Origin of the sequence: Ruania alkalisoli, assembly GCF_014960965.1 — a bacterium.
Taxonomy (GTDB): domain Bacteria; phylum Actinomycetota; class Actinomycetes; order Actinomycetales; family Beutenbergiaceae; genus Ruania; species Ruania alkalisoli.
Map to the genome: position 1 here is coordinate 572,752 of NZ_CP063169.1, position 13,168 is coordinate 585,919.

The 13,168-nt window shown below is 68.4% G+C and carries 10 protein-coding genes; 5 read left to right on the top strand and 5 right to left on the bottom strand.

The genetic code is table 11. From position 1 onward, the window contains the following. Nucleotides 1-65: 65 nt before the first annotated feature. A complete protein-coding gene (locus IM660_RS02385; protein ID WP_193497844.1) occupies nucleotides 66-1,703 on the bottom strand; it encodes a BCCT family transporter in 1,638 nt (545 codons plus the stop codon). Between the two features lie 163 nt (nucleotides 1,704-1,866). After that, nucleotides 1,867-2,268: a WYL domain-containing protein gene (locus IM660_RS02390; protein ID WP_193497845.1), complete on the bottom strand. Its 402-nt coding sequence runs from the start codon at nucleotides 2,266-2,268 to the stop codon at nucleotides 1,867-1,869. Between the two features lie 102 nt (nucleotides 2,269-2,370). On the opposite strand from IM660_RS02390, the gene IM660_RS02395 reads away from it, so the two are divergent. The 4 genes from IM660_RS02395 to IM660_RS02410 all read left to right on the top strand — a co-directional run bounded on the left by IM660_RS02395 (nucleotide 2,371) and on the right by IM660_RS02410 (nucleotide 9,171). Next, nucleotides 2,371-4,074, top strand: a complete 1,704-nt coding sequence (locus IM660_RS02395) for an HNH endonuclease signature motif containing protein (RefSeq protein ID WP_193497846.1) — start codon at nucleotides 2,371-2,373, stop codon at nucleotides 4,072-4,074. Nucleotides 4,075-4,322: 248 nt separating this feature from the next. Then, complete coding sequence (locus IM660_RS02400) at nucleotides 4,323-4,463, top strand: hypothetical protein (RefSeq protein WP_193497847.1); 141 nt, start codon at nucleotides 4,323-4,325, stop codon at nucleotides 4,461-4,463. Nucleotides 4,464-4,582: 119 nt separating this feature from the next. Continuing rightward, nucleotides 4,583-8,062 (top strand): hypothetical protein, encoded by a 3,480-nt coding sequence (locus tag IM660_RS02405; RefSeq protein ID WP_193497848.1) that lies wholly within the window; start codon nucleotides 4,583-4,585, stop codon nucleotides 8,060-8,062. A gap of 44 nt (nucleotides 8,063-8,106) precedes the next feature. Beyond that, nucleotides 8,107-9,171, top strand: coding sequence for a LacI family DNA-binding transcriptional regulator (locus IM660_RS02410; protein WP_193497849.1), 1,065 nt, complete (start codon nucleotides 8,107-8,109; stop codon nucleotides 9,169-9,171). A 55-nt stretch (nucleotides 9,172-9,226) separates the two neighbouring features. On the opposite strand, the gene IM660_RS02415 is transcribed toward IM660_RS02410, so the two are convergent. Together IM660_RS02415 and IM660_RS02420 are read right to left on the bottom strand one after the other, a co-directional pair. Continuing rightward, nucleotides 9,227-10,357: an RNA polymerase sigma factor gene (locus IM660_RS02415; protein ID WP_193497850.1), complete on the bottom strand. Its 1,131-nt coding sequence runs from the start codon at nucleotides 10,355-10,357 to the stop codon at nucleotides 9,227-9,229. Continuing rightward, nucleotides 10,357-10,767, bottom strand: a complete 411-nt coding sequence (locus IM660_RS02420) for a YciI family protein (RefSeq protein ID WP_193497851.1) — start codon at nucleotides 10,765-10,767, stop codon at nucleotides 10,357-10,359. The genes IM660_RS02415 and IM660_RS02420 overlap by 1 nt, the downstream gene beginning before the upstream one ends. Before the next feature lie 166 nt (nucleotides 10,768-10,933). Here IM660_RS02420 and IM660_RS02425 point away from each other — a divergent pair, with 166 nt between their 5' ends. Next, nucleotides 10,934-11,623 carry a hypothetical protein gene (locus IM660_RS02425; RefSeq protein ID WP_193497852.1) on the top strand — a complete coding sequence of 230 codons (690 nt, stop codon included), beginning with the start codon at nucleotides 10,934-10,936 and terminating at the stop codon, nucleotides 11,621-11,623. 116 nt (nucleotides 11,624-11,739) lie between these two features. Here IM660_RS02425 and IM660_RS02430 read toward each other — a convergent pair whose 3' ends face one another. Then, nucleotides 11,740-13,014 carry a mechanosensitive ion channel gene (locus IM660_RS02430; protein WP_193497853.1) on the bottom strand — a complete coding sequence of 425 codons (1,275 nt, stop codon included), beginning with the start codon at nucleotides 13,012-13,014 and terminating at the stop codon, nucleotides 11,740-11,742. Nucleotides 13,015-13,168: the final 154 nt, after the last annotated feature.

The window sequence follows — 13,168 nt, forward strand, 5'->3', positions numbered from 1 at the left end:
GCAGATTCAACCCACGACGGCGGAAGGTGCCCTGCGATGTGAGCGCACCTTCCGCCGTCGGGGCTCTACATGCCGCCGGTCACCCGGGCGAGGGCTTCCTCCTGCGCTTTGACGCGCCGATCCTGCTGGATGCCCCGGGCGAGGGCAAACAGCATCGCGAACACCATGATGAAGATCGGCAGGCCCACCACGGTGATCACCTGCTGCAGAGCGAACAGCCCCGCATCGCCGGCCAGCACGATCAGCGAGGCCGCGAGCACACCTTCGGCAATACCCCAGAACATCCGCTGCCCGACCGGGCCGGAGCCGGCGTCACCTGTGCAGAGCATGTCCACCACCAGGGAGGCGGAGTCGGAGGAGGTCGCGAAGAAGATCGCCACGATGAGCACTGCTAGACCCTGGATGAGTGTGATCACTCCGTCGGGTACAGCGAACTGATCGAAGAAGGTGAACATGGCTAGCGGTATGTTCTCCTCGGTGACGACCTTCTGAGTGATCTCGCCGCCGCTGCCACCGATGCCATCGAAGTCAAGTGCGGACCAGCCGAAGATCGAGAACCAGATGATCGTGAAGAGAGTCGGAGCCACGAGCACGCCGATGATGTACTCGCGGATGGTGCGTCCCTTGGAGATGCGGGCGAGGAAGATGCCCATGAACGGCGACCAGGTGACCGTCCAGGCCCAGTAGAAGACGGTCCAGCCCGCCTGCCAGCCCCAGCCCTCAGGATCGGTGTACGGCGCCATCGCGTCGTTCCAGAACGACAACGGGATCAGTTGCTGCCCGTAGATCCCGATGGTCTCGATGATCTGCCGGGCGAGGAAGACTGTGGACCCGAAGATGAACACGAACACCATCAGGCCCACGGCCATGCCGATGTTGATGTTGGAGAGGGTCTTCACGCCCTTGTCCAGGCCCCGCACGATCGAGGTCACGGCGACCGCTGTCAGGGTGACGATGATCAGTACCTTCACCCAGACCGCGTCTGGCAGCGCGGTCAGCTCGGACAGGCCGGCGTTGATCTGGGAGGTGCCCAGGCCGATCGAGACCGCCACGCCGAACAAGGTGCCGAGGATGGCGAAGATGTCGATGGTCTTGCCGATCGGGCCGTAGATCTTCTTCTTCAGGAAGGGATAGAACACCGAGCTGACGCGCATGGGCAGCTTGTACCGGTAGACGAAGAAGCCGAACGCCAGCCCGGGCAGGGTGAAGATCGTCCAGGTGTGCAGCCCGAAGTGGTAGAGCGCGAACGCCATCGCATCCTCGGCAGCCTGCACCGAGTGCGGCTCCACCCCGGCCCGCGGCGGTTGCGCGGAGTGGTAGATGGGCTCAGCCACACCCCAGAACATGAGGATCGTCCCGATACCACCGGCGAAGAGCATCGTGAACCACGAGACATTGCTGTATTCGGGCCGGGCATCGTCGGAGCCGAGCCGGATCCTCCCGTACTTGCTGAGCGCCAGGATCACCAGGAACAACAACCACAGGCTCACCCCCATGATGAAGAACCATCCGAGGTTGGTCACGATCCAGGTGCGGGCTGCCGTGAACGCCTCAGCGGTCTGCGACGGCAGGAGCAGCAGCACGATCAGGAAGAAGACCATGCAGGCCGCCGCGACGAAGAAGATGGTCGGGTCCGTCTTCAGCCGCAGGGCAGCGGCCCAGCGTTCCAGTGTTCCGGTCGGTGTGGAGGATCCTTCGGACATGGTGCGCCTTTCGGTCGGCCGACAGCAGCAGTGACGGCCAGGAAGGCGCGAACGTTCTGCCCGCCCTACCGAGCCGATCGATCCGCACCACTGTGGTGCAGATCACGGTCGGCGGCAACCGGAATGGGACACGAGATGTCACAGGAGTTCTTCACGATCGTGTTCACATTCCTGAAATGCCGGGATTCGCAGCCAGGATCTGATCCAGGCGGAACATCCGCTCCTCGCCCTTGGAGTGACAGAAGCCCAGCAGGTGTGATCCAGTGACCGTCATCTCGGAGACCAACCGCACACTGGTGCGCCCGGAGGCGTTGCAGTAGCGGATCTGCACCGGCCGCCCAGCACGAACGGCGTCGGCCAGTTCGTGTGATTCGGCGGAGGACCGGTGACGTGCCTGGGCGGCCACTGCCTCCTCCAGCTCGTCCGTGCCGTGGTCGGCGGAGCTCTCGACTACTTGCGGTAGCTCTTTGGGCGGCGACATATCGCGCAGTGCGGCGAGAGGGTTGTCGCCCGGGAGCACCTCGACCGGCACTCCATGGCAGAGGTCGGGTGTGCGGGTGGGCACGGGTGGCGTGCTGAGGGCGGTGGGGACCGTTGGCGTCGTGCTGTCAGTGGTGCGCTGTGAGTGGTCTTGCATGGTGTGGGCACATCACCTAGTGTGGAACACATGTTCGACGCATGGTGGGAGGAAGTTCCCGGGTCGCAGGAGACCCGGGAACGCCTGCTGCGCGAGCTGGGACGGTCCGAGGCCGAGCTCTCGGGTATCGAGGCGGGCATGCTGGCGACCCTGGTTGCTCACGAGACCCCGTGGCAGGACCGGTTACATGCCCAGGCTGGTAGCGCGGGGTTGCTGGCCGATCTGGAGGGCCTGGACCTGGAACAGCTGGACGAAGCAGGCCTGGTGGAGGTCGCCGCTGCCGCGCAACGGGTGGCATCCCGTGCCCAGCAGATCCAGCTGCGGGCTGCAGCGACACTCACCAGCCGTGAGCCGATGAATCCACAGGTGCTGGCCGAGCACACCACGGGCCCGGCTGGGGTGGCCGGTGACTGCCTGGCACTGCGGTTGCGGTGCAGCAAGCGTCAGGGGCATGACCTGGTCCGGCGTGGGCACCAGTTGTCGACCTACCTGACCCGGACCGAGGAGGCGCTCGCGGCCGGGGTGATCGATCAGGCCCGGGCAGTCGTGATCGCCGACGGGGTGGAGCACGTGCCCTGGCAGGTCGCTATCGCGGTCGAGGGCGAGGTGATCGAGCGTGCCCCGGGCCGCACCCCGGCGCAGCTACGTGCCGACGTCGCAGCCGCGTTGATCGCGGTCGACCCGGATGAGGCTCACGCGCGTGCCCAGCGGCGCCGCCACGAGCGGCGCGTCACTCGCCCCCGTGCCCACCCCGACGGCGTCGCCTCGCTGCGGGTGGAAGGCCCCGTTGGGGACGTGCTCGCCCTCGACCTTGCCCTGGACGGCGCCGCCCGAGCTGCGAAGGCCAGCGGGGATACCCGCACCCTGGACCAACTACGCTTCGACGCCCTGACCGGCCTCGGCCACCACGCCCTCGCCACCGGCACCCTCCAGACCGGTGCCCTCGATACACCCACCGCACCCACACCACCCACCGAGCAGAGCGGGCAGAACGAGCAGAGCGGGCGGAGCGGGTCGAATGCAGGGTGGCCGGTCGCGACCCGTAACGGGCACCGGCCCAGTGTTCACGTCACGATGAGCCTGGAACAGCTCCTGCCCGAACCTCTCGAGGGTGCTACCGGCCACCAGGGCGGTAGCAGCGCCAGCCACCGGCCCGAGCACACCACCGGACGCCCACCCGAGGACGCCACCGGACGCACGCTCGAGGGTGCCACCGATCCCGGGGCGCCGATCCCGATCGGTCAGGTACCCGTGATCGAGGGGTACGGTCCGATCGACCCGGCTACCGCCCGCGCCCTGGCGGCCGGTGGGATCTGGCGACGCCTGGTCACCGACCCCTTGACCGGTTCCCCGGTCGATATCGGCACCACCCGCTACACACCACCCGCGGCCATGGCTGACCGGATCCGCGCCCGTGACCGTACCTGCGTGCGCCCCGGCTGCACCCACCCTGCCAGCGAGGCCCAACTCGACCACACCACCGCTTACAACGACGGCGGCCACACCAGCGACGCCAACCTCGGCGCGTTGTGCACCCGTGACCACCTGATCAAAACCCACGGCGACTTCACCCTCACCCAACCCGAACCCGGCATCTTCGAATGGACCACCCCCACCGGCCACCGCTACCGACGAGAACGCGACGGCACCACCACCGACCTCACACCCGGCGGGCCACGCACCCCAGGACCCACACCAGCCCAACCCGGGGATGACGAGGACCCACCCTTCTAAGCGGAACCTCGCACTAGCACGCCGCACCACGAGCACGCCGCACCGCACCGCACCGCACCGTGCCGTGCCGTGCCGTGCCGCCGGCCGCCCACCGTCGACCGTCGACCGCCAGGAGTGCCCTGGCCGTCGCGATTCCTTCTCGTCCCCACCCGGGTTCGGTCACCGGCCCGTCGCGCGCCTGGAGCCCTCCCCGCGCGCACCGGACCCCACCGCACTATCGTCACCACCACAGGCGTGAGGAGGTCGCGATGTCCACACCAGCCGATCCGGCCGAGTACGACGAGGTGCAGCTGCTGGAGGAAGACGAGAACATCCCACCGCGGCCCGAGGAGGAGGCGGCCGACCTCTTGCGATCCGAGCCCGCGGATCGGACGCCGGACCAGCACTGACCAACCTCACGACTGCAGATCCGCACGCTCAGTGTTCAGTTGTGTGCAGATCCGTGCACTCCGGTCGAACGGGTGCCAGAGTCGGGTCGCCGACCTTCCTCTGCAAGGAGATCCCACCGATGTCGATATCCCTGCGCCCCCGACTCCGAACCGCGGCCGCGACCGTCCTCACTGCGGCGCTGCTGGCGGCGATCACTTCACTGGCACCGACGGCGGCCCAGGCTGCCGAACTCCCAGCCCTCACCAACCCCACCTTCGCCGACGTCAGTCCGAACGGAGTCCCGGCCGGCTGGGGAACCTGGGCACCTGCAGGCGCCGCCACGGTCACCGTGGACCAGAGCGCCGGCCCCGAGGGTGGCCCTGCGGTCGCGATCGCCTCGGACTCCGGCCCCGACGCCCGCCTCGCTCTCACCCAGCGCATCGACGTCGACTCCTCGACCGCCCGTGAACTCACCTTGACCGGCTGGGTCCGCGGCGATGGCCTGACCGGCGGCTTCAGCATGTTGCGGATCCAGGCCTATGACGCGGCCGGGAACGTGGTCGTGCCCGTCAACTCCGGGCCGTACCTCACCGGCACCTTCGACTGGCGCACCTACTTCACCGACATCGTGCTGCCCGAGAACGCGGCTCGGATCTCGGTCGAACCGATCCTCGACCGGGCCGGCGGCACCATCTGGTTCGCCGACCTCTCGATCACCGAGACCGTCGACGACGGCGCCACCCTCACCGCCTCCCCGAACGAACGCGGTCCGGTCGAGCTGTCGTGGGCCTTCGAGGACGTCCAGGCCGACCGCTACGCGGTTCACCGCACCGAGGGGACCACGCCGCCGACGGCGTCCCCCGAGACCCGCCTCAAGGTCGCCCTGGCGCCGACCACCGCCGACGCCACCGCCGAGCCCGGCACCACCTACACCTACCTCGTGCTCGCCCTCGACGCCGAGGGCGAGGTGCTCGCGACCAGCCCGTCCGCCACCACCACGACCGCCGGCACCTTCGCCGACCGGACCGTGCTGAGCCTGGTCACAGCCCTGGTCACCGACGACGGCACCCACATCAGCTGGGCGGTCGCTGATGGCGAACCCACCTCCGACCTGACCGTTCAGGTCGGGAGCGCGGGGCCGACCTCGGTCGAAGGTTACGAGGGCAGCGTTCAGGCGGCTGCCGCGAGCCCAGGCACGGAGGTCGTGTTGCGCTCGGGCGGTACCGAGCTCGCACGCGCCGAGGTCGGTGCCTCCCAGCATCCCCGCTCACTCGTCGACGCCGATGTCGCCGCCCGAATCCAGGCGGATCTCGCCGCCGGCGAGCCGACGATCACCGGTGCCTGGAATGCCCTCACCGCCCGCCTCGACGGGACCGGATCCGCCTACCCCGGCTCGGCCACCGAGCTCTACCGTGCCCGCGATGCCGCCTTCGCCTACGCCGTCACCGGCGAGCAGTCCTACGCCCAGGACGCCTACGACGCCATCATGGCCGGTGCCGACTGGATCACTGCGCGCGAGACGAACATGGGCCTCGAACTTGGGCGCGGGGCGCTGAATCTGGCACCCGCCTACGATCTGGCCCACGCGGGCTGGACCGAGGCCCAGAGCGCCGACGTACGCGACCTCATGACCCGCACCACCGACCTGCTCTCGACCTATCACCACGACACCCTCGACGGCGCCGACCGGGCCTCCAACTGGGTGGCCGTGACCCACGGCACCGAGCTCGCGCTGCTGCTCGCCGCCCGCGGCGACGGCGACTTCGGCACCCATGACGAGCGGATCACGTACCTGATCAACCAGGTGGCACGCCACCTGCAGGACGGCTACACCGAGACCGGATGGACCCAGGAGGGGTGGGACTACTTCCACTACGCCCAGCTCTACCTGTTCCCCTCCCTTTTCATGGCTCAGGATGCCGGAGTACGCGCCCTCGATCCGGTGCTGGCCGACGTCGACTTCTGGAACCTCGCCCTGCACGTGGTCTCCTCCAGGGCTGACGGCGATGTCTCCCAGTTCGGCGTCTCGGGGCCCGCGAACCAGGTCAGCGGCACCTTTCCGCTGCTGTTCTCGACCGCGCCCGACGGCGTCCTGCCGGGCCTGAAGCACCTGTACGACCACGTTCAGGGCGTCGCCACCGCCGAACCCCGCTTCGACGACGTGCACAGCATGTTCGCCGTCCTCTACTACCCGTCCGAGGTGAGCAGCGACCCGGCCGACATGAGCGGCGAGGCCGTGCAGCAGGCCCAGCAGGCGCTGCTCGACGACGAGGCGGGCTTCTACGCCTTCCGCTCCGACGTGGCCGGCACAGACGACACCCTTATCTCCACGTCCAACCGCAACACCCAGCACAAGGGCTGGGCCGCGGCGGAGACCTTCGCCCTCTCCTGGATGGGGCACGACACCACCTGGGCGCAGCAAGGCAGCAAATCTCATGACCCGCTGCTGTGGAGCAAACCGCTCGTCGACGGCGAGCTGGAGCCCTTCGAGAACCAGTACAACACCGTGCGCGGGGAGGGCGTGAGCCTGGCCTCCCGGGCATTCGAGGGGCAGGGTGGCGGGTACGTCCAGCTCGACGGCTCAGCCAATTTCGAGGTCACCACCGCTGAGCGCGAGCAGGTCGTCGACCTCGCACCGGGCGGAGACGCCGACGCGATCGTGGCCATCCACGACACCTTTGCCGACACCACCTCCCACAGTTGGGACTGGCAGCTACGCCCGGACGAGACCGTCACCATCGCCGCCTTCCCCGACGGCGCAGCCCACGAACCGCTCTTCACCTTCACCGGCACCGACGGAGCCACGCTGTCCGGATTCGTGCCCGATCGGGAGGACTTGACGGTCCAGGTCATCGACCAGACCCTGCGGCTGACCCGCACCGGCGCCACTGCGGAGTTCGGGATCGTGCTCGCCACCTCTGCCAGCGGAGCGTTGGAGGCAGAACTCCTCGACGGAGTCCTGCTACTCGACGGCCGCGTCATCGACCTGGCCGCCCTCGCCTCAGTCGAGGACGGTTTCCCCACGGAAACTGACGATGCGACGCAACCCCCCGCCGTCGGCGTCCTCAGCTCGGACAACGGCTGGGACACCGGTCTGCGCGACGGTGACTACACCATCACCATGAACATGTGGTGGGGCAGCAACGCGAGCCGGGTGCACCTGTATGAGGACGGCACGCTGATCGCCTCCGAGCGCCTCGACGCGGCGAGCCCGGCGGCTCAGGAGGTGGAGTTCGACCTCACCGGCCGCACCGACGGCGACTACGTCTACACCGCCACGCTCGTCAACAGTGCAGGATCCACCACGACGGCGCCCCTCACCGTTGCCGTGACCGATGCCTCTCCCGGGGTCCCCGTGCTCAGTCACGACAACTGGGACGGCGACGGTTCGTTCACACTCACCGCCGACCTGTGGTGGGGGACCAACGCCGACCGCTACCGGCTCTACCAGGGCGAGGAGCTCATCGCGAACGGCGAGCTCGAGACCGCAACCCCCGGCCACCAGCGGATGGCGCACGAGGTCGCCTCCCTTGAACCGGGCAGCCACGTCTACCGGGTGGAGTGGATCAACGATGCGGGGTCCACCTCGTCGCGGGAGCTGACCGTGCGCGTGCGCTGACGGGCGGGCGCTGACGGCACTGACGGCGGGGCACAATGGGCGCCATGCTCCCGACCGAGCGGCGCGCCCGGCTCCTGCGTGAGTTGCGGGTGCACGGCACCGTGCGCACCGAGGAGTTCGCGCTCAGGGTCGGCGCCTCCGGGATGACCCTCCGCCGCGATCTGGCCGAGCTCGAGCAACAGGGACTCCTCAGGCGGGTCCATGGTGGCGCGGTCTCATCGAGTGAACCCGCCACGTCACCCCGGTCCAGCGCACCCGTGGCCACGATCGGGATGGTCATCCCCTCGGCCAGCTACTACTTCCCTGACGTGATCCGCGGTGCGCAGGCTGCGATCACTGCCGCCGGGAGCAGGATGATCCTCGCCGTCTCGGAGTACTCACCCACGCGTGAGCGCGAGCAGATCACCCGGCTGCTGGACCGTGGAGTGGACGGGCTGCTCGTCGCACCTGCCTCGCACGCCACCGAGGACCCGGAGACCTACCGACTGCTCGCAAACGCTCCGGCGGCGGTGGTGGTGCTCGAGCGGAGCCTGGAGGGCTCGCCATGGCAGGGAGAGCTCGACGTGGTCCGATGTGATCACGAGGTGGGCGGACAGCGGGCGGCGACGCACCTTCTCGAGTCGGGCTGCACCCGGCTGCTCGTCGCCACTCGGCGCGGCCCGACGGCGCCACTGGTTCGAGCGGGCGCGCGCCAGGTCGCGCAGGCGGCCGGCCTGAAGCTGGAGGTGCTCACCCTGCCGCCGGCCACCGCACCGGGGGCGGAGCTGCACCAGGCATTGGCGGCGATCGCCGACCGGGCACGCACGGGGGACGTTGACGGAGTGATCGTCGTCCCCGACGAGGTGGCGATCGGTCTGGTCGACCTGGCCGAAGATGCGGGTCTGGCGGTACCTGGCGATCTGGCCGTCGTCGCCTATGACGATGAGGTGGCTGCACTGTGCGCGACACCGCTGACCGCCGTAGCGCCCCCTCGCCGCGACGCCGGCACGTCCGGCGCCGAACTGTGCCTGCGACGGGTGATGGCCCGCCTCAGATCCGACGTCGCTCCGGCACGGTCGAACCTGGCGCTGTCTCCCGCGCTGAAGATCCGGGAGACGACGATCAGCTAGTCGCATGTTCGACGCCGTAGTCACTGCCACCGCGCAGAGGGCCGCGACCCCTCGATCACCGCAACCGCGCCGCGCGCTTCAGCAGATGCACCCGCTCAGCCTCACTGCTGGCCGCATCCGCGGCCTCCACGTACAGCTCACTCGCCCGGTGGGCGTCGCCTGCGTGCTCGTGCAGCCAGGCGGCGACAGCGGCTCGGCGAGGGACGCCGTCGGGAACCTCCGCCAGGGCCCGCAGGCCCGCGGGTGGGCCGTCCACCTGCGCGACGGCCACGGCCCGGTTCATGACGATCGCCGGATTCCGCGGCACCAGGCGCGCCAACTCGTCGTACCAGGAGAGCACCTGCAGCCAGTCGGTCTCCTCTGCCCGGGTAGCGTCGTCGTGCAGTGCCGCGATGGCCGCCTGCACCTGATACTCACCGAGCCTGTCGCGGGTCAGCGCACCCTGCAGGATCTGCACACCCTCGGCGATCATCGCCGTGTCCCAGCGGGTGCGGTCCTGCTCGTCCAGCGGCACCAGTTCGCCGGTCGAGGTCAACCGTGCGGCCCGGCGTGCATGATGCAGCAGCATCAGTGCCAGCAGCCCGTCGATCTCCGGATGTCGGTCGGCATTGGCGAGCTGGCGTGTGAGGCGGATGGCCTCCTCGGCCACGTCCACCGGACCGGTGAACCCGTGGTCGAACATCAGGTACAGCACCCGCAGTACCGCAGCGGCGTGGCCGACCCGGTCAAACCGGGCATCACGCAGGGTGCGTTTGGCCCGGCTGATCCGCTGCGCCATCGTCGCCTCCGGCACCAGGTACGCGCGGGCGATCTGCGCCGTCGTCAGCCCGGCCACCGCACGCAATGTCAACGCGACCGCCGACGCCGGGCTCAACTCCGGGTGGCAGCAACGCGTCAGCAGCAGGAGAGTGTCGTCCGCCTGCTCCGCAGGCCCGGTAGGAGGCTCGACGGCGACTCTCACCTCCCGCTGCCGGCGCGCCTGCTCCGAGCGCACCTGATCGAGGAACTTGCGCCAGGCCACCCGCACCAGCCACGCGGGCGGGTCCTCCGGCATCCGTTCGGGCCAGCGGCGCACTGCCTCGATCAACGCCTCCTGAACCGCGTCCTCCGCGGCTGTGAACTCGGCCCCGCGCCGCACCAGCACTGCCAGCGTGCGGGGGCCGAGTTCGCGCAGCAGACCCTCCATCAGGCGATGGCAGGCGGTTCAGACATGAACGGCCGCACCTCGATCCACTCCCCGATCGGACGTCCACCGGGTCCGGGGGCCGAGGAGAGGAACGCCGCCGCCTCGTGCGCTCGCTCGGTCGAGTCGACGTCGATGATCATCCAGCCGGCGATCAGATCCTTCGACTCCGCGAACGGGCCGTCGGTGAGCGGCGGCCTGCCCTCGCCGTCGAAGCGCACGAAGGTCCCCTCCGGGGAGAGCGCCTGAGCATCGACGAACTCGCCACGCTCGCGCAGCGTGTCGGCTACGTGGTTCATGAAGGTGATGTGCGCGTCGATCTCCTCCGGGGTCCACTGGTCCATCGGCACAAAGTCCTCGCAGGCAGGTTCCGGTGCGCCGCGGTAGTGCTTCAGCAACAGGTACTTCGCCATGACTCTCTCCTCTGTCGTCCTTGCCGGCCGGTCCACCGACACCCAGGAGACGGAGCCGGGCCACCGTTCTCGACATCGTCGCTCGATGACCTCTCCGTCGGCGCCCGCTCGTCTCCGGATACGACTCCGACGTGGGTAGCCAGCGTTGAGCGCGTAGGTTGCGGGGATGCACTCCTTCCACCTGGTGCAGGTGCCTGCTCGAGTCACGGTACGGGCGATCACACGCCCGCCACGTGAGATTCCCGGGTTGCGGCACCTCGAGTGCCTGGCCACGATGCGACTTGGCGCGCCTGTCGTATCACCGGACCGGATGCAGGTGCGACGGTTGGCAGTGTTCGCTGCGTGGGAGACGGAGGCGGCGCTGGAGCGCTTCCTCCGTGAGCACCCCTGGGGTGAGCGACTTGCCACGGGCTGGCATGTGCGGTTGGAGTTCCTTCGCCGCTGGGGCCATGTCGCTGAGATGGGGGACCTGCCCGAGATCGCCGCCAGGTCCGATCCCGGTGAACCTGCTGTTGCGGTCACCCTCGCGCGCATGCGGATGCCTGAGCTGCCCCGCTTCGTCCGCTGGGGCCGGCCCGTGGAACGACTCGTCCGTGACCACCCGGGAACCACATTGGCGCTCGCAGCCGTACGCCCCCCACGGACGGTCTCGACGTTCTCGGTGTGGCGCTCGACGCGGGAGATGACCGACATGGTGCATGGCCGCAGCGATGTGGACGCCGCGGCGCGCCATGCCGACGCCATGGGTGAGCGTGAGCGTCGTGACTTCCACCACGAGTTCACCACCCTGCGGTTCCGGCCTCTCTCCGAGCACGGCGTCTGGGAGGGCAGAGGCGACTACACCGCGAGGCGCTGAGCTTCGCACGTGCCGGAGAAGCGCGACGTGGAAAGTGACACGACGGGGCACCCACCGCGAACGGTGGGTGCCCCGTCGTGCCCTGTCACGTGGTGGCGCAGCCGCGCCGGGCATCTTTACGGCCCAGTGGGAGGCTGCGGCGTCGAGGTCGGGTTCGAGGGCGGGGGAGTGTGACTCCCGTCGGATTTCTTCTCGTCGAGTTTCGCCAGCGTCCGGGCAGCCGCGTCCCGGCCGCCGAGACCGAAGGCGAGTGCCGCTGCCAGCGCGCCACCCACGACCACCGCACCGAAGGCGAGGTTGATGATCGAGTCGGCGATCTCCATGTACTTCAGGCCCATGGCTGTGAAGAGGGCGATCGTCACCCACTTGATCACCGTGCTGGCAGTGCCGCTGCCGACGAGGCGCGAGAGGAGACTCGCCACCAGGAAGCCGGCTGCGATGATCACGCCACCGAAGAGCACCTTGCCACCGAGCTCGAGCACCTCGTTCAGGATCGCGGTGACCTCGGGGAAGTCCAGCGCCCGCGCGGCCATGATGGCGAAGAACACCATGATCGCCACCTGAGCGATGCGGGTGATGATCGTCGATGCGCTCTGACCCTCCGGCACGATCTCCAGCTTGGCGATCGCACGGTCGGTGCCCAGGCCCTGCAGTGTGGACTCGAGCAGATTGCCGACGAAGGTGGAGATCAGGTACCCGAGGCCGAGAATGATGGCGGCCGCGATGATCGCCGGGATCGCGTTCAGAATGAGACTGAGCATCTGCTCGGCCGGATCGGAGATCGCGGAGATTCCCAGGATCTGCAGTGCGGCGATCGAGACGACGATCAGGATGATCGCGAAGACGAGGTTGCCGACGAGGCCGGCGATCTTGTTGGCGTCGAACCCGCTGCTCGGTTCCTGCGGCTGGCTCGTGGGTGCACCCGACTCGCTGCCCCTCGCCTCGTCGAGCACCGTATCGGTCCCCGACTTCACTTTCTCACTGAGCTTCGAGAAGTTGACCGCCCGGATCGCGGTCTCGACCAACTGGCGCACGATCTTCGCCAGGACGTAACCGATCACGAAGACGAATGCGGCTCCGATGAGATTCGGCAGGAACCCGAGAATGCCGCTGAGCAGCGACTGTATCGGAGCCAGCACCTGGGTGAGGGCGAACAGCTGCAGGATTGCTGTCAGGCCGAACAGCCAGACCAGCAGCGAAGCGACCGTGCCGATCGATTCCCCGAGTGATTGTCCATCTTGACCCTGCCGTTGCAGGAAGGACACCTTCCCGACAAGTTTGCCGATCGCCCATCTGACGACCCGGGCAAGGATCCATGTCACCAGAATGATGACGATCGCGAGAAGCACCTTCCCGAGAATCCCCCACCAGTCGATATTGTCGAAATCCATCGCCTACTCCTTTGTCACGTGTCTGACGCCGCTGAGGCATTGGTACGCGTCTGAGACGCTAGCAGTGGTCGGTGGCGGCTGCATATGGTGCGTTGTACATCCGGTCAAGCTCTTCGGCGGTGTTCAGGCCGTGGTGTTGCTCTCATTTGCTAGC

Excerpts from the sequence above, each read along its gene's own strand:
- IM660_RS02385 (WP_193497844.1), bottom strand. The coding sequence starts at position 1,703 with ATGTCCGAAGGATCCTCCACACCGACCGGAACACTGGAACGCTGGGCC.
- IM660_RS02395 (WP_193497846.1), top strand. The coding sequence starts at position 2,371 with ATGTTCGACGCATGGTGGGAGGAAGTTCCCGGGTCGCAGGAGACCCGG.
- IM660_RS02400 (WP_193497847.1), top strand. The coding sequence starts at position 4,323 with ATGTCCACACCAGCCGATCCGGCCGAGTACGACGAGGTGCAGCTGCTG.
- IM660_RS02405 (WP_193497848.1), top strand. The coding sequence starts at position 4,583 with ATGTCGATATCCCTGCGCCCCCGACTCCGAACCGCGGCCGCGACCGTC.
- IM660_RS02410 (WP_193497849.1), top strand. The coding sequence starts at position 8,107 with ATGCTCCCGACCGAGCGGCGCGCCCGGCTCCTGCGTGAGTTGCGGGTG.
- IM660_RS02415 (WP_193497850.1), bottom strand. The coding sequence starts at position 10,357 with ATGGAGGGTCTGCTGCGCGAACTCGGCCCCCGCACGCTGGCAGTGCTG.
- IM660_RS02420 (WP_193497851.1), bottom strand. The coding sequence starts at position 10,767 with ATGGCGAAGTACCTGTTGCTGAAGCACTACCGCGGCGCACCGGAACCT.
- IM660_RS02425 (WP_193497852.1), top strand. The coding sequence starts at position 10,934 with ATGCACTCCTTCCACCTGGTGCAGGTGCCTGCTCGAGTCACGGTACGG.
- IM660_RS02430 (WP_193497853.1), bottom strand. The coding sequence starts at position 13,014 with ATGGATTTCGACAATATCGACTGGTGGGGGATTCTCGGGAAGGTGCTT.